General features: G+C 71.3%; 16 protein-coding genes. 12 read left to right on the top strand and 4 right to left on the bottom strand.

The window, feature by feature from the left end:
• Positions 1-168: 168 nt before the first annotated feature.
• Positions 169-1,662 carry a GTPase HflX gene (gene hflX, locus ACFRAC_RS17525; RefSeq protein WP_382924767.1) on the top strand — a complete coding sequence of 498 codons (1,494 nt, stop codon included), beginning with the start codon at positions 169-171 and terminating at the stop codon, positions 1,660-1,662.
• A 69-nt stretch (positions 1,663-1,731) separates the two neighbouring features.
• On the opposite strand, the gene ACFRAC_RS17520 is transcribed toward hflX, so the two are convergent.
• Positions 1,732-2,961 (bottom strand): trypsin-like serine peptidase, encoded by a 1,230-nt coding sequence (locus ACFRAC_RS17520; RefSeq protein WP_382924766.1) that lies wholly within the window; start codon positions 2,959-2,961, stop codon positions 1,732-1,734.
• A 482-nt stretch (positions 2,962-3,443) separates the two neighbouring features.
• Here ACFRAC_RS17520 and ACFRAC_RS17515 point away from each other — a divergent pair, with 482 nt between their 5' ends.
• The 4 genes from ACFRAC_RS17515 to ACFRAC_RS17500 all read left to right on the top strand — a co-directional run bounded on the left by ACFRAC_RS17515 (position 3,444) and on the right by ACFRAC_RS17500 (position 10,017).
• The gene (locus ACFRAC_RS17515) at positions 3,444-4,916 is read left to right on the top strand and encodes a diaminobutyrate--2-oxoglutarate transaminase family protein (RefSeq protein ID WP_382924765.1); all 1,473 of its coding nucleotides are present in this window, start codon (positions 3,444-3,446) and stop codon (positions 4,914-4,916) included.
• Between the two features lie 216 nt (positions 4,917-5,132).
• A complete protein-coding gene (locus ACFRAC_RS17510; RefSeq protein WP_382924764.1) occupies positions 5,133-6,959 on the top strand; it encodes an IucA/IucC family protein in 1,827 nt (608 codons plus the stop codon).
• A gap of 38 nt (positions 6,960-6,997) precedes the next feature.
• Positions 6,998-7,753, top strand: a complete 756-nt coding sequence (locus ACFRAC_RS17505; protein WP_382924763.1) for a GNAT family N-acetyltransferase — start codon at positions 6,998-7,000, stop codon at positions 7,751-7,753.
• A gap of 248 nt (positions 7,754-8,001) precedes the next feature.
• Entirely contained in the window at positions 8,002-10,017 is a 2,016-nt protein-coding gene (locus ACFRAC_RS17500) for an ATP-dependent DNA helicase (protein WP_382924762.1), read from the top strand.
• Positions 10,018-10,187: 170 nt separating this feature from the next.
• Here ACFRAC_RS17500 and lexA read toward each other — a convergent pair whose 3' ends face one another.
• Positions 10,188-10,967: a transcriptional repressor LexA gene (lexA, locus tag ACFRAC_RS17495; RefSeq protein ID WP_361346414.1), complete on the bottom strand. Its 780-nt coding sequence runs from the start codon at positions 10,965-10,967 to the stop codon at positions 10,188-10,190.
• 588 nt (positions 10,968-11,555) lie between these two features.
• On the opposite strand from lexA, the gene nrdR reads away from it, so the two are divergent.
• Positions 11,556-12,119, top strand: a complete 564-nt coding sequence (nrdR, locus tag ACFRAC_RS17490; protein WP_382924761.1) for a transcriptional regulator NrdR — start codon at positions 11,556-11,558, stop codon at positions 12,117-12,119.
• A 165-nt stretch (positions 12,120-12,284) separates the two neighbouring features.
• Entirely contained in the window at positions 12,285-15,185 is a 2,901-nt protein-coding gene (locus tag ACFRAC_RS17485) for a vitamin B12-dependent ribonucleotide reductase (protein WP_382924760.1), read from the top strand.
• A gap of 83 nt (positions 15,186-15,268) precedes the next feature.
• Here the strand turns inward: ACFRAC_RS17485 and ACFRAC_RS17480 are convergent, their stop codons facing one another.
• On the bottom strand, positions 15,269-15,799 hold the full coding sequence (locus ACFRAC_RS17480; RefSeq protein ID WP_382924759.1) for a TerD family protein: 531 nt from the start codon (positions 15,797-15,799) through the stop codon (positions 15,269-15,271).
• A 155-nt stretch (positions 15,800-15,954) separates the two neighbouring features.
• On the opposite strand from ACFRAC_RS17480, the gene ACFRAC_RS17475 reads away from it, so the two are divergent.
• The 3 genes from ACFRAC_RS17475 (at position 15,955) to ACFRAC_RS17465 (ending at position 18,254) form a co-directional block, all read left to right on the top strand.
• Complete coding sequence (locus ACFRAC_RS17475) at positions 15,955-16,560, top strand: YdbC family protein (RefSeq protein ID WP_361346421.1); 606 nt, start codon at positions 15,955-15,957, stop codon at positions 16,558-16,560.
• A gap of 116 nt (positions 16,561-16,676) precedes the next feature.
• A complete protein-coding gene (locus ACFRAC_RS17470; protein WP_382924758.1) occupies positions 16,677-17,336 on the top strand; it encodes a histidine phosphatase family protein in 660 nt (219 codons plus the stop codon).
• A gap of 12 nt (positions 17,337-17,348) precedes the next feature.
• Entirely contained in the window at positions 17,349-18,254 is a 906-nt protein-coding gene (locus ACFRAC_RS17465; RefSeq protein WP_382924757.1) for an ADP-ribosylglycohydrolase family protein, read from the top strand.
• A gap of 109 nt (positions 18,255-18,363) precedes the next feature.
• Here the strand turns inward: ACFRAC_RS17465 and ACFRAC_RS17460 are convergent, their stop codons facing one another.
• The gene (locus ACFRAC_RS17460) at positions 18,364-19,923 is read right to left on the bottom strand and encodes an MFS transporter (protein WP_382924756.1); all 1,560 of its coding nucleotides are present in this window, start codon (positions 19,921-19,923) and stop codon (positions 18,364-18,366) included.
• Between the two features lie 323 nt (positions 19,924-20,246).
• On the opposite strand from ACFRAC_RS17460, the gene ACFRAC_RS17455 reads away from it, so the two are divergent.
• The gene (locus tag ACFRAC_RS17455) at positions 20,247-20,870 is read left to right on the top strand and encodes a TetR/AcrR family transcriptional regulator (RefSeq protein ID WP_382924755.1); all 624 of its coding nucleotides are present in this window, start codon (positions 20,247-20,249) and stop codon (positions 20,868-20,870) included.
• 81 nt (positions 20,871-20,951) lie between these two features.
• The gene (locus ACFRAC_RS17450) at positions 20,952-21,653 is read left to right on the top strand and encodes a ribonuclease HII (RefSeq protein ID WP_382924754.1); all 702 of its coding nucleotides are present in this window, start codon (positions 20,952-20,954) and stop codon (positions 21,651-21,653) included.
• Positions 21,654-21,706: the final 53 nt, after the last annotated feature.

Below are 21,706 nucleotides of genomic sequence, written 5' to 3'. Positions count from 1 at the left end.
TGCCGTGCGACCATCGTCCGGTCGGCGCGGCACGGGCCACGGGAATCCCCCGGGGTACCCGTGCGTTGTGACCAGTGACGGAACAGCTCTCCGGCGTACCGCCGAGCGTGACGTCCGGGCCGCCGCCCCGTCGCCGCACCACGGAATCCCCAACGACGTAAGGACCCAATGACCTCCTCTTCTTCCTTTTCCCAGGACTCGAAGCGCCTCGCGCACACCTACCCCGACGGTCTTCGGGCCGATGCCCTGATGGAAGAGGACGTCGCCTGGAGCCACGAGATCGACGGAGACCGGGACGGCGACCAGTTCGACCGCTCCGACCGCGCGGCCCTGCGCCGCGTCGCGGGCCTCTCCACCGAGCTCGAGGACGTCACCGAGGTCGAGTACCGCCAGCTCCGCCTGGAGCGGGTCGTCCTCGTGGGCGTCTGGACCTCGGGGACCGTGCAGGACGCGGACAACTCCCTCGCGGAGCTCGCCGCCCTCGCGGAGACCGCGGGCGCCCTTGTGCTCGACGGCGTGATCCAGCGCCGCGACAAGCCCGACGCGGCCACCTACATCGGCTCCGGCAAGGCGGAGGAGCTGCGGGACATCGTCCTGGAGACCGGCGCCGACACCGTCATCTGCGACGGTGAGCTCAGCCCGGGCCAGCTCATCCACCTCGAGGACGTCGTCAAGGTCAAGGTCATCGACCGTACGGCGCTGATCCTCGACATCTTCGCCCAGCACGCCAAGTCCCGAGAGGGCAAGGCGCAGGTCGCGCTCGCGCAGATGCAGTACATGCTGCCGCGGCTGCGCGGCTGGGGTCAGTCGCTGTCCCGGCAGATGGGCGGCGGCAAGGGCGGCGGCCTCGCCACCCGTGGTCCCGGTGAGACCAAGATCGAGACGGACCGGCGGCGCATCCGCGAGAAGATGGCGAAGATGCGCCGGGAGATCGCGGAGATGAAGACCGGCCGCGACATCCAGCGCCAGTCCCGCCGGCGCAACAAGGTGCCCTCGGTCGCGATCGCGGGTTACACCAACGCCGGCAAGTCCTCCCTGCTCAACCGCCTCACCGGCGCGGGCGTCCTGGTCGAGAACGCCCTGTTCGCGACCCTGGACCCGACCGTGCGCCGGGCCGAGACCCCGAGCGGACGGCTCTACACGCTGGCCGACACGGTCGGCTTCGTCCGGCACCTGCCGCACCACCTGGTCGAGGCGTTCCGCTCCACGATGGAGGAGGTCGGCGACTCCGACCTGATCCTGCACGTGGTCGACGGCTCGCATCCGAACCCGGAGGAGCAGCTGGCCGCCGTGCGCGAGGTGATCAGGGACGTCGGCGCCACCGACGTACCCGAGATCGTCGTGATCAACAAGGCCGACGCGGCCGACCCGCTCACCCTCCAGCGGCTGATGCGGATCGAGAAGCGGTCCATCGCCGTCTCGGCCCGCACCGGCCAGGGCATCGCCGAGTTGCTGGCCCTGATCGACAACGAGCTGCCGCGCCCGGCCGTCGAGGTCGAGGTACTCGTGCCGTACACCCACGGCAAGTTCGTCGCCCGCGCCCACACCGAGGGCGAGGTGATCTCCGAGGAGCACACCCCGGAGGGCACGCTGCTCAAGCTGCGGGTGCACGAGGAGCTGGCGGCGGACCTCGCGCCGTACGTTCCCACACCGGCCGGCTGAGCCGTCCGGCACCGGACCGGCGGAAGGCCCGCTCCCCTTGGGGGGGAGCGGGCCTTCTTCGTGCTCGGATCAGCGGCCGGCGAACTTGTCGCTGACCCCGTCGAAGACGGTCTTGGCCTCCTTGCCCAGCCGCGGGCCCGCCAGCCAGCCCGACTCGACCGGGCCGATCGAGGTGTTGGACACCAGCGCGGGCCGGCCGTCGTTGCCGGTGGCGACCCAGCCACCGCCCGAGGAACCACCCGTCATGGTGCAGCCGATGCGGTACATCGTCGGGTCCGACGCACGCAGCGACAGCCGGCCCGGCCGGTCCTGGCACTGGTACAGCTTCTGCCCGTCGTAGGGTGCGGCGGCCGGGTAGCCGATCGCCTCGATGCTCTTCACCCGCGGTACGGCAGGAGCGTCGAACTCCACCGGGAGAGCCGAACCGACCGTCTCCTCCAGGGACTTGCCGCCCCCGTTCTCCGGCTTCACATGCAGCACGGCGAAGTCGTACGGGGCACCGTCACCGCCGGTCGCGCCGCCCTGCGCGATCCACTGGTTCGAGGTCTGCGCCCAGTCGGCCCACCAGATGCCGTAGGGAGCGACCTCCTCCTTGGCGACACCCTCCAACTCGGCCTCGCTCCGGCCCGCGTCGTTGTACGACGGCACGAACGCGATGTTCCGGTACCAGCCGCCGCTCTTGCCCGCGTGCACACAATGCCCCGCCGTCCACACCATGTTGGACTTCCCGGGGTGGGCGGGGTCCTTCACGACGGTCGCCGAGCACACCATCGTGCCCTCGGGGGAGTCGAAGAACACCTTGCCCGCCTCCGGCACGCTCGCGTGGTACCGCGGCGCCACCGCCTGCGCGTCCACCGGGTCCGGCGTCGGGTCGGTCACGCCCTGGTCGCCCGACAGGTCGTTCTCGTCGACCCCCCGGTCCGGGTCCTCGGCGTCCCGCATACGGTCCGGGTCCCAGAGGTCCTTGATGATCGGGTTGATGTAGTCCTTGGCCTCGCGCAGCCAGTCGTCGCGATCCCAGTTCTTCCAGTCGCCGTCCCGCCACTTGTCGATGTCGATCCCGTGTTCGCGGAGCCTGTCCCTGATGTCGTCCGGAATCGTGATCGTGCCTTCGCCCCCGGCCGCGGCGGACGCGGTCGCGGTCGCGGTCGCGGTGCCCCCGGCGTCGGCGTCCCCGGACTCACAGGCGGTGACCGTGAGGGCCAGGGCGGCGGCGAGCGCGACCACCGGCAGCGGGGAGAGACCGCGGCGCGCGCTCTTCTCCCTGCGGGCGGTGAACGACGGCCGTATGGATCGCATGGTGTGACTCCCCCTGAGGTGACGGTACTTGTGCCGCTCTCACATACGCGCGCCGGCCGCTGTCCGATCACTCGTCCGGCTAGCGGGCCGATCGTCCGCCAGACGGCGTGCGCGTACGGCTCGCGGCTCGGTGGAACGGCACCACACACTATGCGGTCGCTGTGGGCGAGTTCTGACGGAACGGCAACGGTTCAGCCACAGCCCGCCGGGCCGGGCAGGTCACAGCGCCGGGACGGCGTCCGGCCGTCGCCGCCGGTCGCGGGGAACGCCGTTTCGGGGCCCCGCCGGGCGGAGATTGTGCGCCAACCCGTAACCCGGTGCGTGTCCCGCTCTTTTTAGCGGTGGGGGCCGGCCGTGCGTGCGCGGTCCCCGGTCCCCGGTTCCCCGCAGTTTCGAGTGGACGCTCGCGGGGCTGCGTATGTCGGGACGGGCGAGGACACGCAACACCCGCTCGCCCCTGGACAGCGGGAGGACAGGGAGCCATGGCCGTAATCGAATCCGTGCGCGGGGGATCCCCCGGTACCGAGGACGCGCGCACCGCGCACGAGGGGATCCTGCGGCGGCAGTCGGCCCGGGAGTCGGCGGCCCGCACCTACGCCCGCGCCCTGCCGATCGTGCCGGTCCGGGCCCGGGGCCTGACCATCGAGGGCGCGGACGGCCGCCGTTATCTCGACTGCCTGTCCGGCGCCGGCACCCTCGCCCTCGGCCACAACCACCCCGTGGTCCTGGAGGCCATCCGCGGGGTCCTGGACTCCGGGGCGCCCCTGCACGTCCTGGACCTCGCCACCCCGGTCAAGGACGCCTTCGTCACCGAGCTGTTCCACACGCTGCCGCCCGGACTCGCCGACCACGCGCGCGTGCAGTTCTGCGGACCGGCCGGCACCGACGCGGTCGAGGCCGCCTTCACCCTCGTCCGGGCCGCCACCGGACGCGACGGCATCCTCGCCTTCAGCGGCGCCTACCACGGGATGACCGCCGGGGCGCTCGCCGCCTCCGGGGGCGCCCCCGACGTACGGGTCGCGCGCCTGCCGTTCCCGCAGGACTACCGCTGTCCCTTCGGGGTCGGCGGGGAACGCGGCGCCGAACTCGCCGCCCGCTGGACCGAGTCCGTCCTCGACGACCCCAAGTCGGGCGTGCCCGACCCGGCCGGGATGATCCTCGAACCCGTCCAGGGGGAGGGCGGTGTGCTGCCCGCGCCGGACGCCTGGCTGCGGCGCGTACGGCGGATCACCGCCGACCGTTCCATCCCGCTGATCGCCGACGAGGTGCAGACCGGCGTCGGACGCACCGGCGCCTTCTGGGCCGTGGAGCACAGCGGTGTCACCCCCGACGTCATGGTCCTGTCCAAGGCCATCGGCGGCAGCTTGCCCCTGGCGGTCATCGTCTACCGCGACGAGCTCGACACCTGGCAGCCCGGCGCCCACGCCGGCACCTTCCGCGGCAACCAGCTCGCCATGGCCGCCGGTACGGCGACCCTCGCGTACGTCCGTGAGAACCGGCTCGCCGAGCGGGCCGCCGACCTGGGCGCGCACATGCTGCGTCAGCTGCGCCGGCTCATGGGGGAGCACGCGTGCATCGGGGACGTGCGGGGGAGGGGGCTGATGATGGGCGTCGAGGTGGTGGATCCGCAGGCCCCGGCCGCGAGCGGCGAGCGGATCGTCACCCTCGCGGCGACCGCCCGGTCGCCGGAGGAGCAGCCCCGGCCCGCCGCTCCCGGTCTCGCGGCCGCCCTTCAGCGCGAGTGCCTGCGCCGCGGGCTGATCGTCGAACTCGGCGGACGCCACTCCAGCGTCGTACGGCTGCTTCCGCCCCTCACCATCACCGACGAGCAGGCGGCCGCGGTGCTGGACCGGCTCGCCGACGCGGTGGACGCCGTGTCCGGTGACCGGGCCCTCGCCGCTCAGCGGCCCCCCGGCCCCGGACGGCACGGCGACCGGCCCTCGCACGCCGACTGAGGACGCTCGCACTCGATTCCCCTGGCCGTGACAGGCCGGCACACCAGCCCCACCTCACGCGGCACCCACCACCGGCGGTGGCCCCCACCACAGGGCCACCCCAGCCACGTCACGCGGCACGGCTCACCCCCGCCTCCCGCACCACCACCGTCGCACCACGCGCCCTGGCTCACCCCAAGGCGCCCCCACACCCCAGAGCCACCGCAGAGGACCATCGTGACGACCACCCCCCTCTCCCTCCCCGACAGCCGGCCCGCGAGAGCCCAGAGCCCGGACAGCGCACCGAACGACCTCCTGAACCACCCCGACCCGCAGCAGGCGGCCGAGGCCGCCGCCCTGGAGAACCTGCTGCGCTGCCACGTACGCGAGACCCGGATGCCGGCACCACCGGACGGCGTCCTCCGCGTCCCGCTGCCCGCCACCGGCACGGCCGTGGTGGTCCCGGTCCACCACTGGTCGCCGACGGGGTGGCACCGCTTCGGCCCGCCCCGCCCGGCCGGCACCCCGGAGGGGACCCCGCCGCTCGACGCGGTCACCCTCGCCGCACTGCTCACCCGGGAGGCCGCGGCAGCGCGCCCCCCGGTGGCCGACCACACCACCGACCTCGTCGGCCGTGTCGCGGACTCCGTCCGCCGCACGGCCGTCTTCCTCCAGGACCGCCGCGCCCACCCGGCCGACGTGACCGACCGCTTCCTGGCCGCCGAGCAGGCCCTCGTCCTCGGGCACCCGCTCCACCCCACCCCCAAGAGCCGCGAAGGACTGTCCGAGGCCGAGGCCCGGATCTACTCACCGGAGACGCGCGGCGCCTTCCCGCTCGCCTGGCTGGCCGTCGCCCCGGACATCGTCGCCACCGATTCGGCGTGGACGGAGGCGGGGCGCCCCGTCACCGCCCCCCAGCTCACGGCCCGGCTCGCCGGCCCAGGGCTGCCGCTGCCCGACGGATACGCCGCACTGCCCCTGCACCCCTGGCAGCTGCGCGAGATCCGGCAGCGCCCCGATACGGCGGCCCTGTTCGACGCCGGTCTGCTCCGCGACGCCGGCACCCACGGGCCCGCGTGGCACCCCACCTCGTCCGTCCGCACGGTCTACCGCTCCGGTGCCCCCGCCATGCTCAAGCTCTCCCTCGGCCTGCGCATCACCAACTCCCGCCGCGAGAACCTCCGCAAGGAACTGCACCGGGGCGTGGAGGTGCACCGGCTGCTGCGCGGCGGCCTCGGGACCCGGTGGCAGGCCGCGCACCAGGGCTTCGACATCGTGCGCGACCCGGCCTGGCTCGCCGTCGACGGACCGGACGGCACCCCGGTGACCGGGCTCGACGTGATGATCCGGCACAACCCCTTCGTGCCCACGGACGACGTGTCCTGCGTGGCCGGCCTGGTGTCCCCCCGGCCGCACGGCCCGGCCTTCCCGGACGCGCGACCGGCGCCGTCCCGGCTGGCCGCGGTCGTCACCCGGCTCGCAGCCCGGACCGGACGATCGCCGGGCGCGGTCGCCGCCGAGTGGTTCCTGCGATACCTCGACCAGGTCGTCCGGCCCGTGCTGTGGCTGGACTCCGAGGCGGGGATCGCCCTGGAGGCCCACCAGCAGAACACGCTGCTCCTGCTGGACGCCGACGGCTGGCCCGCGGGCGGCCGCTACCGCGACAACCAGGGCTACTACTTCCGCGCGTCCCGGCGCGCGGAACTCGACGCCCGGCTCCCCGGCATCGGCGAACTCAGCGACACCTTCGTCCCGGACGAGGTCACCGACGAACGCTTCGCCTACTACCTGGGGATCAACAACATCCTCGGGCTCGTCGGCGCGTTCGGCTCCCAGGGACTGGCCGACGAGCGGCTGCTGCTCGCCGCGCTCCGCCGCTTCCTCGGCGAGGTCGCCTCCGGGCCCGCCCGGCTGCGCACCCCGTTCCCCGCGCTGCTGCTCGACTCCCCGGTGCTGCGCTGCAAGGCCAACCTGCTGACCCGGGTGCACGGCCTGGACGAACTCGTCGGCCCGGTCGACACCCAGTCCGTGTACGTCGGCATCCCCAACCCCCTGCACCTCTGACGGCGACGACCCGCCCCACCTCCCGAGAGGACCTCGTCGTGCCCCCCACCGACACGAGCGCCCACGCCGACCCCGTCCCGCCGCCCGACACCGACGCCGAGGACACCCTGGACCTGGAACTGCCCGACGAACTCGTCACCCTCATCGCCTCGGACACCGGGAGAGGCGGTGCCGGGGACGCGGGCCCCGGGGCCCGGCCCGGGGAACCGCTCGCCGGGATGTCCGACCTCCTCGACCATGTGGCCGGCTGGGGGCCGGTCAGCACCCCCGCTGGGGTGTTCCATCTGGTCCCGGTCCGCATCGAACGCGATCTGACGCTCCTCAGCCGCTGGATGAACGATCCGGCCGTCGCGGAGTTCTGGGGGCTCGCCGGGCCCGAGGACATCACGGAGCGGCATCTGCGGGCCCAGCTCTCGGGCGACGGACGCAGCGTCCCGTGCGTCGGCCTGCTGGACGGCACACCGATGAGCTACTGGGAGATCTACCGGGCCGACCTCGACCCCCTGGCCCGGTACTACCCCGCCCGGCCCCACGACACCGGGGTCCACCTCCTCATCGGCGGGCCCGGCGACCGCGGGCGCGGCCTGGGGCGGACGCTGCTGCGCGCGGTCGCGGACCTCGCGTTCGGCAGGCGCCCGGCGTGCGGCCGGGTCGTGGCGGAGCCCGACCTGCGCAACACGCCGTCGCTCGCGGCCTTCCTCGGCGCCGGTTTCCGGTTCTCCTCGGAGGTCGAACTGCCCCACAAACGGGCGGCCCTCATGGTCAGGGACCGGAACCTGCGGCATCTGCTGTGACGGCCGTCACCCGCCACGGTGCCGGTGACGGGGCGCGCGACGACGGGCCGGCATCGGAGACGGTCGAAGCCGGTCCGATGCCGACCGGCTCCGACCGCCTTCCGCGCACAGTCGAACCGTTACCGCTCCACCCCGGCCCCCTTCGGTCCCGGCCGGTCCCGAGGGGCAACAACCCCGGTCCTGATCCCGTCCCTCTCCCCGACCGTGATCGCCCGGTTGTCAGTGCCGGGCCGTAGGGTGGTCGCGCTATGACGAAGCCCTCCCTCCCCGAACTCCTGCATGCCGCCGTCACCGCCGTCGGCGGCATGGAGCGCCCCGGCCAGGTGACCATGGCCGAATCCGTCGCCGAGGCGATCGACGGCGGTTCCCATCTGCTGGTCCAGGCCGGCACCGGCACCGGTAAGTCACTCGGCTATCTGGTGCCCGCGCTCGCACACGGGGAGCGGGTCGTGGTGGCCACGGCCACCCTGGCCCTGCAGCGGCAGCTCGTGGAGCGGGACCTCCCGCGCACCGTGGACGCGCTGCATCCGCTGCTGCGCCGGCGCCCCGAGTTCGCCATGCTCAAGGGGCGGTCGAACTACCTCTGTCTGCACCGCCTGCACGAGGGCGTCCCGCAGGACGAGGAGGAGGGCCTGTTCGACCAGTTCGAGGCGGCAGCGCCCACCAGCCGGCTCGGGCAGGACCTCCTGCGGCTGCGCGACTGGTCGGACGACACCGAGACCGGCGACCGGGACGACCTGACGCCGGGTGTGTCGGACCGCGCCTGGGCGCAGGTGTCGGTGTCGTCGCGGGAGTGCCTGGGCGCGACCAAGTGCGCGTACGGCGCCGAGTGCTTCGCCGAGATGGCCCGGGAGCGGGCCAAGCTCGCCGAGGTCGTCGTCACCAACCACGCCCTGCTCGCGATCGACGCCATCGAAGGCGCCCCCGTGCTCCCGCAGCACGAGGTGCTGATCGTCGACGAGGCGCACGAGCTCGTCTCCCGGGTCACCGGCGTGGCCACCGGCGAGCTCACCCCGGGACAGGTCAACCGCGCGGTGCGCCGAGCGGCGAAGCTCGTCAACGAGAAGGCCGCCGACCAGCTGCAGACCGCCGCCGAGGGCTTCGAGCGGCTGATGGAGCTCGCGCTGCCGGGACGTCTGGAGGAGATCCCCGAGGACCTCGGCTACGCGCTCATGGCGCTGCGCGACGCCTGCCGCACGGTCATCTCGGCCATCGGCGCCACCCGTGACAAGTCCGTGCAGGACGAGGACGCGGTCCGCAAGCAGGCGCTGGCCTCGGTGGAGTCCGTGCACGACGTGGCCGAGCGGATCACGAACGGCTCCGAGTGGGACGTCGTCTGGTACGAGCGGCACGACCGGTTCGGCGCGTCGCTGCGCGTGGCCCCGATGTCGGTGTCGGGTCTGCTGCGCGAGAAGCTCTTCGCCGACCGCTCGGTCGTCCTGACGTCGGCGACACTGAAGCTGGGCGGGGACTTCAACGGCGTCGGCGCCTCCCTCGGACTCGCACCCGAGGGCACCAAGGGCGACGACGTCCCGGAGTGGAAGGGCGTGGACGTCGGCTCCCCGTTCGACTACCGCAAGCAGGGCATCCTCTACGTCGCCAAGCATCTGTCGCGCCCCGCGCGGGACGGCGACCGCGCGGACATGCTGGACGAGCTGACGGAGCTGATCCAGGCGGCCGGGGGCCGCACGCTCGGGCTGTTCTCCTCGATGCGGGCCGCACAGCTGGCCGCGGAGGAGCTGCGCTCGCGTATCCCCGAGTTCCCGATCCTCCTGCAGGGCGAGGAGACGCTCGGCGAGCTGATCAAGAACTTCGCGGCCGACCCGAAGACCTGTCTGTTCGGCACGCTGTCGCTCTGGCAGGGCGTCGACGTCCCGGGCGCGAGCTGCCAGCTGGTCGTCATGGACAAGATCCCGTTCCCCCGGCCGGACGACCCGCTGATGAGCGCCCGCCAGAAGGCCGTGGAGGACGCCGGGGGCAACGGCTTCATGGCGGTGGCCGCCACCCATGCCGCGCTGCTCATGGCGCAGGGCGCCGGCCGTCTCGTACGGGCCACCGAGGACCGTGGTGTCGTCGCGGTCCTGGACCCGAGGCTGGCCACCGCGCGCTACGGGAGCTATCTCAAGGCGTCCCTGCCCGACTTCTGGTACACGACGGACCGTAACCAGGTGCGCCGGTCGCTGTCGGCGATCGACGCGTCCGCGCGGCACACGGAGGCGGCCGGAGCCGGCGCGGAGCCGGTGGAGGCCGACGGGACGGAGTGATCGTGGTTAGCCTGTCGCGGGCCCGCGACAGGCTAACCACTGATCAGGGGCGGCTTCTCACCGGGCCCCGACGGCCCGGGGTCCGGACAGCACAGGGCCCCGGAACCGGCGCAGAGGTCCCGGGGCCCGGTCAGGGGGGCCGCCGCACGCGGCTATGCCCGCCGCGGCCGTCACACGCGGCGCAGCACCGCCACCACCTTGCCCAGGATGGTCGCGTCGTCACCGGGGATCGGCTCGTACGCGGCGTTGTGCGGGAGGAGCCAGACGTGCCCGTCCTCGCGCTTGAAGCGCTTGACGGTGGCCTCGCCGTCCAGCATGGCGGCCACGATGTCGCCGTTCTCGGCGACCGGCTGGCGGCGGACCGTGACCCAGTCGCCGTCGCAGATCGCGGCCTCGATCATCGAGTCGCCGACGACCTTGAGGACGAACAGCTCACCGTCGCCGACCAGCTGCCGGGGGAGGGGGAAGACGTCCTCGACGGACTCCTCGGCGAGGATCGGGCCACCGGCGGCGATCCGGCCGACCAGGGGGACGTAGGAGGCGGCGGGCTTGCCGGCGGTGTCGGTGGGCTGCACCGAGGCGGCCTGGTCGGAGCCGCGGACCTCGTACGCGCGCGGGCGGTGCGGGTCGCGGCGGAGGAAGCCCTTGCGCTCCAGCGCCATCAGCTGGTGGGCGACCGAGGACGTGCTCGACAGGCCGACCGCCTGACCGATCTCCCGCATCGACGGCGGGTACCCACGCCGCTGCACGGAATCCCTGATGACCTCGATCACCCGGCGCTGGCGGTCCGTGAGCCCTGAGCTGTCGGCCCGGATGCCTGGAGGTCGGCCCGGAAGCGAGCGCTTCTGGACCTCGGGATTCACGGTTTCGTTCATCGCATGCACCGGCTCGAGTCGGCCCTGGGAGCGGTCCTGGGCAGTGATGGTGGCACTGTCTGCGGTGGTGGTCACGTCGGCCCCTTCTCGATGGTCTCCCTGCTGCACAACGGTAGTTGCTTTCGAAAGGTTGCGCCAAACACACGTTCGAGTGAAAAATCGCGGATCGTCTTACGTGATCACAAAGTGGGGTGTATAGCTGGCAAGCTTTCCCGGCGGGCGAAGGGGCCCCTTGTTGTACTCTTCACCGCCGAGGCAACGGCCTCGTCGGTGGTTGCCCAGTCTGCCATCCAGGGCCGTCCGTCTCGTGGACCGACCCCCATGTGCGCGGGAGTCCCACCTCCCCTCCGTGCGGCGCTCACGTTATCTCCGTAGGTGCCGGGGCGATACGGCCGTGCACCCGAATGTGCGGCATGACGGCCCCGCGACGGGGCACACGGCGGGGGCCGCGACCCCGTCGGCACCCGCTTCGGCCCGACACGCTCTATGGCGTGGGTGTATGGGCCAAGCCCCACATCTAGTGGTTGGATTGCGGGAGCGGCCCAGAAGTTGTGGTGACCCGGGTCTTCGAACGCTCGGAGATCGCCTATGCTGGGGGCTGCTTCGCGGGGCGCATGTGGCCCAGTGAGGCTATTGAGTCTGCTGTGAGGAGGGTTCGGAGTCATGCACTGCCCCTTCTGCAGGCACCCCGACAGCCGCGTCGTCGACAGCCGTACGACCGACGACGGCACGTCGATCCGCAGGCGCCGTCAGTGTCCCGACTGCTCCCGTCGTTTCACGACCGTGGAGACGTGCTCACTGATGGTGGTCAAGCGGTCCGGAGTCACCGAACCGTTCAGCCGTACCAAGGTCATCAACGGTGTGCGCAAGGCATGCCAGGGGCGGCCTGTCACCGAGGACGCCCTCGCCCAGCTCGGCCAGCGGGTCGAGGAGGCGGTGCGGGCCACCGGAAGCGCCGAGCTGACCACCCACGACGTGGGTCTGGCCATACTCGGCCCGTTGCAGGAGCTCGACCTCGTCGCGTATCTGCGGTTCGCCTCCGTGTACCGGGCGTTCGACTCGCTCGAGGACTTCGAGGCCGCGATCGCGGAACTGAGGGAGGCGACGGGGTGCCGCGCCACGGACGACGACGCCGGTGAGTCGCGCGCGGACACAGGGGGCCAGGAGAACGAAGGCGGGGCCGCGGGGGCCGTACCGGTGCCCGTGCCCGCCGAAGCCGCCGACTGAGAGCCGGCCGGACCGGCGTCGACAGACCGGATCCGGCAGGGGAAGCGGCGGGGAAAAGACGTGCTGCGGGCGGCGACCAGAGGGTGCCCGCAGCGAAGGACAGAACACGTGCCACGGGGAACATCGGGGCACTTCAGGGCGTTTTTGCCCGTACAGGGAGGCGGCATGACAGAGACGGCGAGCGGTCCGGCACGGAGTTCCCGCGCCAAGGGCGGCAAGACGGCCAAGGGGCTGCGTATCGAGCGCATCCACACCACCCCCGGCGTGCACCCGTACGACGAGGTGGCCTGGGAGCGCCGTGACGTCGTCATGACCAACTGGCGCGACGGCTCGGTCAACTTCGAGCAGCGCGGCGTCGAGTTCCCCGACTTCTGGTCGGTGAACGCGGTCAACATCGTCACCAGCAAGTACTTCCGGGGTGCCGTCGGCACCCCGCAGCGCGAGGTGAGCCTGAAGCAGCTCATCGACCGCATCGTGAAGACGTACCGGAAGGCCGGCGAGGACTACAAGTACTTCGCGTCGCCCGCCGACGCCGAGATCTTCGAGCACGAGCTCGCCTACGCCCTGCTCCACCAGATCTTCAGCTTCAACAGCCCCGTGTGGTTCAACGTGGGCACGCCGCAGCCCCAACAGGTCTCCGCCTGCTTCATCCTGTCCGTCGACGACTCCATGGAGTCGATCCTCGACTGGTACAAGGAAGAGGGCATGATCTTCAAGGGCGGCTCCGGCGCCGGCCTGAACCTCTCCCGCATCCGCTCCTCCAAGGAGCTGCTGTCCTCCGGCGGCAACGCCTCGGGTCCGGTCTCCTTCATGCGCGGCGCCGACGCCTCCGCGGGCACCATCAAGTCGGGCGGCGCCACCCGCCGGGCCGCCAAGATGGTCATCCTCGACGTCGACCACCCGGACATCGAGGACTTCATCGAGACCAAGGTGAAGGAAGAGGAGAAGATCCGCGCCCTGCGCGACGCGGGCTTCGACATGGACCTGGGCGGCGACGACATCACGTCCGTCCAGTACCAGAACGCCAACAACTCGGTCCGCGTGAACGACGAGTTCATGAAGGCGGTCGAGCAGGGCGGCACGTTCGGCCTGCGCGCCCGGATGACCGGCGAGGTCATCGAGGAGGTCGACGCCAAGTCGCTCTTCCGCAAGATGGCCGAGGCCGCGTGGGCCTGTGCCGACCCCGGCATCCAGTACGACGACACCATCAACCACTGGCACACCTGCCCGGAGTCCGGCCGTATCAACGGCTCGAACCCGTGCAGCGAGTACATGCACCTGGACAACACGTCCTGCAACCTCGCCTCGCTGAACCTGATGAAGTTCCTCAAGGACGACGGCCTGGGCCACCAGTCCTTCGAGATCGAGCGCTTCGCCAAGGTCGTCGAGCTCGTCATCACCGCGATGGACATCTCCATCTGCTTCGCGGACTTCCCGACGCAGAAGATCGGTGAGAACACGCGCGCGTTCCGCCAGCTCGGCATCGGCTACGCCAACCTCGGCGCCCTGCTGATGGCGACCGGCCACGCCTACGACTCCAAGGGCGGCCGCGCCCTCGCCGGTGCCATCACCTCCCTGATGACCGGCACCTCGTACAAGCGCTCCGCCGAACTCGCCGCGGTCGTCGGCCCGTACGACGGCTACGCGCGCAACGCGCAGCCGCACCTGCGCGTCATGAAGCAGCACGCCGACGCCAACGCCGTGGCCGTCCGCATGGACGACCTGGACACGCCGATCTGGGCCGCCGCCACGGAGGCCTGGCAGGACGTGCAGCGCCTCGGCGAGAAGAACGGTTTCCGTAACGCGCAGGCGTCCGTCATCGCCCCGACCGGCACCATCGGTCTCGCGATGTCCTGCGACACCACCGGCCTCGAGCCCGACCTCGCGCTGGTCAAGTTCAAGAAGCTGGTCGGCGGCGGCTCGATGCAGATCGTCAACGGCACCGTCCCGCAGGCCCTGCGCCGCCTGGGCTACCAGGAGGAGCAGATCGAGGCGATCGTCGCCCACATCGCCGAGAACGGCAACGTGATCGACGCCCCCGGTCTCAAGCCCGAGCACTACGAGGTGTTCGACTGCGCCATGGGCGAGCGCGCCATCTCCCCGATGGGCCACGTCCGCATGATGGCCGCGATCCAGCCGTGGATCTCCGGCGCCCTGTCCAAGACGGTCAACATGCCGGAGACGGCGACCGTCGAGGAGGTCGAGGAGATCTACTTCGAGGCCTGGAAGATGGGCGTCAAGGCGCTCGCCATCTACCGCGACAACTGCAAGGTCGGCCAGCCCCTCTCCGCCAAGACCAAGGAGAAGGAGAAGACCGAGATCACGGAGAAGGCCGAGGCCACCATCCGTGAGACGGTCGAGAAGGTCGTCGAGTACCGCCCGGTCCGCAAGCGTCTGCCCAAGGGCCGTCCCGGCATCACGACGTCCTTCACCGTCGGCGGCGCCGAGGGCTACATGACCGCCAACTCCTACCCGGACGACGGTCTCGGCGAGGTCTTCCTGAAGATGTCCAAGCAGGGCTCGACCCTCGCCGGCATGATGGACGCCTTCTCCATCGCGGTCTCCGTCGGCCTTCAGTACGGCGTGCCGCTGGAGACGTACGTCTCGAAGTTCACCAACATGCGCTTCGAGCCGGCCGGTATGACCGACGACCCGGACGTGCGGATGGCGCAGTCGATCGTCGACTACATCTTCCGCCGCCTGGCGCTGGACTTCCTGCCCTTCGAGACCCGCTCCGCGCTCGGCATCCACTCCGCCGAGGAGCGTCAGCGCCACCTGGAGACCGGCTCGTACGAGCAGTCCATCGACGACGACGAGGTCGACGTCGAGGGCCTGGCGCAGTCGGCGCCGCGCGCCCAGGAGCTGAAGGCCGTCGCCGCGCCGAAGTCCGAGGTGGAGGCGGCCAAGCCCGCCCCGAAGCAGGCCCACACCAGCGCCGAGCTGGTGGAGATGCAGCTGGGCATCCAGGCCGACGCCCCGCTGTGCTTCTCCTGCGGTACGAAGATGCAGCGGGCCGGTTCCTGCTACATCTGCGAGGGCTGCGGATCGACCAGCGGTTGCAGCTGACCCGCTGATGAGTGACGCGTGACGAGAGGGGCGCCGGCGATCGTGCCGGCGCCCCTCTCCCGTGTCCGCCCTGCCGGCGGCCCTCAGATGCGGCGGCGGCCCATGATCTGCGTGAAGTCCGCCGGGTCGTCCTCGAAGCCGTGTACGCCGGGACGGAAGTCCCAGGTCGTCGAGCCGTCCCGGACGAACTCCGCGACCGTCGCCGCCGTCGCGCCGAGGACCCCGCCGAAGTCGTCCTCGGCCAGGACCGTGTAGCCCTCGCGGATCCGCAGGGCCGGCTTGACGACACTCACGAAGGTCCGCTGCGCCGGGTGCTGCTGGATGACCACACCGACCACCACGCGCGCGTACCGTGCGTCGAGCCGGTCGAGCTCCACGGTCAGCACCTCGTCCCAGCCGAAGCCCTGGCCGTCCTTGCTGTCCCGGTTCAGATGGATCGTGCCGTCGGGGGAGCGGCTGTCGAAGTGGACCACGTAGGCGGGATCACCGTAGGGATCGCTCGCCGCGTAGGTGGCCGCCACGATGTCCAGGTCGGTGGGCGGCTGCCCTGCCGGACTCGGATCCCATTTGACCGAGATCTCGACCTTCCGGAAGCTCTTGCTGATGGCGTTCACCAGGTTTCCCCTTCCCCGTACCGCGAGTGCCTCGACCCGAACTGCCCGGCGGACAAGGCCGGTTGTCCATCCTGCCACGCGAAGCGGAACCCGTGCCGCAGAGCACTGCCGCCGACCGTGACCGGCACCACGCCCCCTGGCCTTACGATGGCGCGGTGCTGGTCAAGTGGATTCGCTGCACCGTGGTGGACCGCCGCGGTTTCGAGCGGGGGCAGCGGAAATGGGCGGGGCTTCTGGGTGAGCCGGGGTTCAGGGGGCAAGGCGGTGGGTGGAGCCGGGGGCGGCAGGGGGTGGCGCACGTCTTCTCGTTCTGGGAGAGCCGTTCCTTCTACGACTCCTTCATGGCCCGGTCCCACGACCGGCTGGCCGCGACCCAGTCGGGCACCTTCAAGGACGCGCAGGTCAAGCTCTTCGACTACCGCTTCGACGTGAAGACGGGCTTCGAGCCGCGCTTCACCGACGCGGACCTCGTCCGGGTGGCGCACTGCCGGGTCCACGAGGAACGGGCCGAGCACTTCACGCTCATGCAGGAGAAGGTCTGGAACCCCGCGATGGCGGGATCGCCGGGCATGATCCGCGGGCTGTTCGGCGAGGCGCCGGGACCCGAGTTCTTGGTGCTGTCCATGTGGCGGTCGGCGGCCGAGCACGGAAAGTACCGCACCGAACGGGTGGAGCGGCTGGCCCTGCGGGCCCAGACGGAGGCGGACGTGGCCGCCCTCACCGGCGACATCGTGCAACTGGAGCCCACCTGGACGGTGTGACATCACCCCTCGTCCACGCGTCCCGATGTGACCCGTGAGGCGGAAAATGTGTGACCTACGCCTTATGGAGCCCCCAGGAGTGCTCCATCAACCGTCCCCCGATCTAGGGTTTTGGCATGGCACGACCACGGCGCATCGTCCTTGTCCGGCACGGGGAGTCAACCGGCAATGTTGATGACACCGTGTACGAGCGTGAACCCGACCATGCTCTCGCCCTGACCGAGCGGGGCTGGCAGCAGGCGGAGGAGACCGGCAAACGGCTGCGCGAGGTCTTCGGCCGCGAACGCGTCAGCGTGTACGTCTCCCCGTATCGCCGCACGCACGAGACGCTGCGTGCCTTCCACCTCGACCCCGAGCTCGTACGGGTCCGCGAGGAGCCCCGCCTGCGGGAACAGGACTGGGGGAACTGGCAGGACTGCGACGACGTCCGCCTCCAGAAGGCGTACCGGGACGCCTACGGCCACTTCTTCTACCGCTTCGCGCAGGGCGAGTCCGGCGCCGACGTCTACGACCGGGTCGGCGGCTTCCTGGAGAGCCTCTTCCGCAGCTTCGAGGCCCCCGACCACCCCCCGAACGTGCTGCTCGTGACCCATGGGCTGGCCATGCGGCTGTTCTGCATGCGCTGGTTCCACTGGACGGTCGCGGAATTCGAATCCCTGTCCAATCCGGGGAACGCGGACATGCGGATGCTCGTTCTGGGGGACGACGGCAAGTACACCTTGGACAGGCCGTTTCACCGCTGGCGTGACCCGGAACCGTACGGGATCACCGGATAGAGTGGCAGTGCGATGACCGCAGATTCCTCCCCCGACGAGCGCTTGGAGCGCGCCCTCGCCAGCCTGCGCGGACTGGCGGTCGGGGACGCGCTGGGCTCGCAGTTCTTCGTCCCGGTGAACTACCCGCTGCTCAAGCGCCGCGAGCTGCCCCCGGGCCCCTGGCAGTGGACGGACGACACGGAGATGGCCGGTTCCGTGGTGGCCGTGCTGAGCACCCACCACCGGATCGACCAGGACGCCCTCGCCCGCTCCTTCGCCGAGCACCATGACTTCGACCGGGGCTATGGGCCCGCCGTCAACCGGCTGCTGCGCCTGGTCAGGGAGGGCGGCGACTGGCGCGAGCTGTCCGCCGCGCTGTTCAACGGACAGGGCTCCTGGGGCAACGGCGCGGCGATGCGGATCGCCCCCCTCGGCGCCTGGTACGCCGACGACCCCGAGCAGGCCACGCACCAGGCCGAGATCTCGGCCTACCCCACGCACCAGCACCGTGAGGCGGTCGTCGGGGCCATGGCGGTCGCCGCCGCGGCAGCCCTGGCCGCCGCTCCCGGCGGGCCGCCACGCCCCGAGACGCTCCTGGACGACGTCATCGCCCTCGTCCCGAAGAGCGCGGTCGCCGCGGGACTGCGCCGCGCCCGGGACATGCTCGACTACGGCGACGCGACCACCGTCGCGGCCGTCCTGGGCTGCGGCCGGCGGACGACGGCCCATGACACGGTGCCGTTCGCGCTCTGGTCGGCCGCGCGCGCCCTCGGTGACTACGAGGAGGCGTTCTGGACGACCGCCCAGGTCGGCGGCGACATGGACACGACCTGCGCCATCGTGGGCGGCGTGATCGGCTCCGGCAAGGCCGGGTCGGTCCCCGCCGAGTGGCTGCGCCGGACCGAGGCGCTTCCGGAGTGGGTGCACGCCTCGGTGTAGCGGGAGGGCGTTCCACGGGGCCGGGGCGCACGGATGACCGGCCCGGGGTCCTCGTCACCTGTCTCCGGACCCGAGCCGGTCGTCCGCCGCCCGGTGTGGGCCACGTCCGTCATCCCGCCAGGGGACCCGCCGTCCCGGAGAGGGCGTCCAGGTCGCTCCGGCGGACCCGCACCACGACCGCGGCGACGACGAACGCCAGGACGGCCATGGCGGCGGCCGGGATGAACGCCGTGGAGATGCCCTGGGACAGGACCTCGTGGCCCCAGGGCGCCGGCAGCTGACCCGACTCGGCGAACGCGGCCTTCTGCTCCGGCGTGGCCTGGGCCATGAACGACGCGGCCTGCTCGGTCGCCTCGTCGCGGCTGGCGGAGCCGAAGACGGTCGTGAGGATGGACAGACCGAGCGCGCCGCCCACCTGCTGCGTGGTGTTGAGCAGGGCGGAGGCCGCACCCGCCTCGCGCGGGGCGACACCGGACACGGCGGTCACGGTGAGCGTGACGAAGTTGAGGCCCATACCGAGGCCGAAGACCAGCATCGGGCCGAGCACCCCGCCGACGTACGAGCTGCCCGAGTCGACCAGGGACTGCCAGGCGAGACCGATGGCCGCGAGCGTGGTACCGGCCATCAGGAACGGCTTGGGGCCGAGCACCGGCAGCAGCCGCTGCGAGATCCCGGCGCCCACGGCGATCACCACGGTGACCGGCAGGAAGGCCAGTCCGGCGCGGATGGGGGAGTAGCCCAGCACGTTCTGCACGAACAGCACGATGTAGAAGAACATGCCGAACATCGCCGCGGCGAGGCTGATCATGATCAGGTACGTGCCCGAGCGGTTGCGGTCGGCGAACATCCGCAGCGGGGTGATCGGTTCCTTGGCGCGGCTCTCGACGTACAGGAAGGCGGCGAGCAGCACCAGGGCCGCGCCGAACGCACCGACCGTCAGGGAGTCCCGCCAGCCGTCGGACGCCGCGCGGATGAAGCCGTAGACCAGCGCGACCATGCCGAGTGTGGAGGTGAGCGCGCCGGTCAGGTCGAAACGGCCGGGGTGGCGCTCGGACTCGTTGATGTAGCGCGGCGCGACGACCGCGATGAGAACGCCGATGGGCACGTTCACGAAGAGCACCCACCGCCAGTCGAGCCAGTCGGTGAGCAGCCCGCCGGCCAGCAGCCCGATGGCGCCGCCGCCCGCGGAGACGGCCGCGAAGATGCCGAACGCCCGGTTGCGCTCGGGGCCTTCGGGGAACGTCGTGGTGATCAGCGCGAGCGACGTGGGTGAGGCGATGGCGCCGCCCATGCCCTGCAGGACACGCGCGGCGAGCAACTGCCAGGGCTCCTGGGCGAGGCCGCCGAGCAGCGAGGCGAAGGTGAACAGCAGGATGCCGGCGATGAAGACCCGGCGGCGCCCGAGGATGTCCCCGGCTCGCCCGCCGAGCAGCAGCAGGCCGCCGAAGGTGAGCGTGTAGGCGCTGACGACCCAGGTCAGGTCGGTCGTGGAGAAGTCGAGCGCGGTCTGGATGTCGGGCAGGGCGATGTTGACGATGGTGGCATCGAGGACCACCATCAGCTGGCACGCGGCGATGACCGCGAGGGCGATGCCCGGATGCGACGGGCGGGAGGCCGGGCCCGGTGGAGCGGGCGCGGGTGAGTGGGTCTGTATCTGATCGTGCGTCACAGAGCGTCCCCCAAAGACGAAGTAGTGAACGTGTGCGTTCACTAGCGGGGACGATAGCGAGTCCTCCTTAGTGAACACAAGCGTTCCCTAAAGGGTCCTTCGAGACGTCCGTCGCCGTGCTGGTCAGCGGGGTGCCGGGGCGGGCGGACCGCACCGTCCGTCCCTGGCGGTTCCAGCCGTTTCGGTGCCAGGGGCATCGAAAGAGCGGCCGTCGCCTGACATGCTGGGGAGGGCGTGGTCACGCGGCGCGTCCCCCCTTCGGTCGCCGCGTGGCGCTCGCGCCTCCCTGTGCCCCGCTTCGCTCGTTCGTTGGAGACGCTCAGATGGTTACCTCGCGCCGGACGGCCGCTCCCGCTCGGCCCGCCTCCCCGCGCCGGCGCGGCGCGGTGCTCGAACGGGCGATCCTGGACGCCGCGTTGGAGCAGCTCAGCACCGTCGGCTGGAAGGGTCTGACGATGGAGGGCGTCGCGGCCTCCGCGCAGACCGGGAAGGCCGCCGTCTACCGTCGCTGGCCCTCCAAGGAGGACCTCGTCGCCGACGCGCTGCGGGCCGGACTGCCGCCGCTGGAGTCGGCTCCCGACGTCGGATCCGTGCGCGAGGACCTCCTCGCCCTGTGCCGGCTGGCGCGCGACGCGATGTTCTCGCGCCCCGGACACGCACTTCGCGCAGTTATTCACGAATGTGAAGATATTCAAGCCGAGCGCTTCCATGCCGTGATCTTCGAAGGGCTGGTCGAGCCGACGATCAGGCTGCTGCGCGAGGTCATCGTCCGTGGAATCGAGCGGGGCGAGGTGCGTGAGGACGCGGCGAACGGCTACACCTACGACGCCATCCCGGCGATGATGATGTACCGGTCGAAGATGTGCGGCAGCGAATGGGGTGACCGTGATCTGGAGGAGATGATCGACCAGTTCATGATCCCGCTGCTCCGCAGGACGGACTCCTGATCGTGCGCTCGTCCGGGCGTGGTCCGGGTGCGGTGAACCGGGTGTCGGAGGCGGCTCCGGGCGGCGTAGGCTGAGGGCGCCATGCCGTACGAACCACCTACCCACACCGTCGAGCGCTCCCTCCGAGCCACGACCGGAGCGAAGATAATTGCCGGTGTCGACGAGGTCGGGCGGGGTGCCTGGGCCGGTCCCGTCACCGTCTGTGCCGCGATCACCGGACTGCGCAGGCCCCCGGAAGGGCTCACGGACTCCAAGCTGCTCACCGTCAAGCGCCGCACCGAACTCGCGGAGACGCTGCGGACCTGGGTGACCTCCTACGCCCTCGGGCACGCCTCCCCGGAGGAGATCGACGAGCGGGGGATGACGGCCGCGCTGCGGCTCGCCGCGGTGCGCGCCCTGGAGGCCCTGCCGGTCCGGCCCGACGCGGTCATCCTCGACGGCAAGCACGACTACCTCGGGACCCCCTGGCGGGTCCGTACGGTGATCAAGGGCGACCAGTCGTGCGTGGCGGTGGCCGCGGCCTCGGTGATCGCCAAGGTCCAGCGCGACAAAATGATGGCCGAACTGGGTATCGACCATGCAGACTTCGGTTTTGCGGACAACGCCGGGTATCCGTCGCCCGTGCACAAGGCCGCACTGGCGGAGCGGGGACCCACCCCGTACCACCGGTTGTCGTGGGCGTATCTTGATGCGCTGCCCCAGTGGCGGCACCTCAAGAAGGTCCGCACGTGGGTGGAGGGAAGCGTTCCGGCGATCGAGGGCCAGCTCGGCTTCGATTTCTGACGTTCCGCTCGCACTTGTGTGCCACCCGCCGGCGCCAGCCGGACCAGCGTTTG

Origin of the sequence: Streptomyces sp. NPDC056628 (genome assembly GCF_042792555.1) — a bacterium.
Lineage (GTDB): Bacteria > Actinomycetota > Actinomycetes > Streptomycetales > Streptomycetaceae > Streptomyces.
Note: the sequence above shows the minus strand (reverse complement) of the source record. Positions and strands in the feature narration are given on the sequence as shown.

What these genes read in the sequence shown, in the direction of transcription:
- nrdR (WP_382924761.1), top strand. Translation starts at nt 11,556, where the DNA reads ATGCACTGCCCCTTCTGCAGGCACCCCGACAGCCGCGTCGTCGACAGC.
- ACFRAC_RS17485 (WP_382924760.1), top strand. Translation starts at nt 12,285, where the DNA reads ATGACAGAGACGGCGAGCGGTCCGGCACGGAGTTCCCGCGCCAAGGGC.
- ACFRAC_RS17450 (WP_382924754.1), top strand. Translation starts at nt 20,952, where the DNA reads ATGCCGTACGAACCACCTACCCACACCGTCGAGCGCTCCCTCCGAGCC.
- ACFRAC_RS17520 (WP_382924766.1), bottom strand. Translation starts at nt 2,961, where the DNA reads ATGCGATCCATACGGCCGTCGTTCACCGCCCGCAGGGAGAAGAGCGCG.
- ACFRAC_RS17500 (WP_382924762.1), top strand. Translation starts at nt 8,002, where the DNA reads ATGACGAAGCCCTCCCTCCCCGAACTCCTGCATGCCGCCGTCACCGCC.
- hflX (WP_382924767.1), top strand. Translation starts at nt 169, where the DNA reads ATGACCTCCTCTTCTTCCTTTTCCCAGGACTCGAAGCGCCTCGCGCAC.
- ACFRAC_RS17465 (WP_382924757.1), top strand. Translation starts at nt 17,349, where the DNA reads ATGACCGCAGATTCCTCCCCCGACGAGCGCTTGGAGCGCGCCCTCGCC.
- ACFRAC_RS17455 (WP_382924755.1), top strand. Translation starts at nt 20,247, where the DNA reads ATGGTTACCTCGCGCCGGACGGCCGCTCCCGCTCGGCCCGCCTCCCCG.
- ACFRAC_RS17470 (WP_382924758.1), top strand. Translation starts at nt 16,677, where the DNA reads ATGGCACGACCACGGCGCATCGTCCTTGTCCGGCACGGGGAGTCAACC.
- ACFRAC_RS17515 (WP_382924765.1), top strand. Translation starts at nt 3,444, where the DNA reads ATGGCCGTAATCGAATCCGTGCGCGGGGGATCCCCCGGTACCGAGGAC.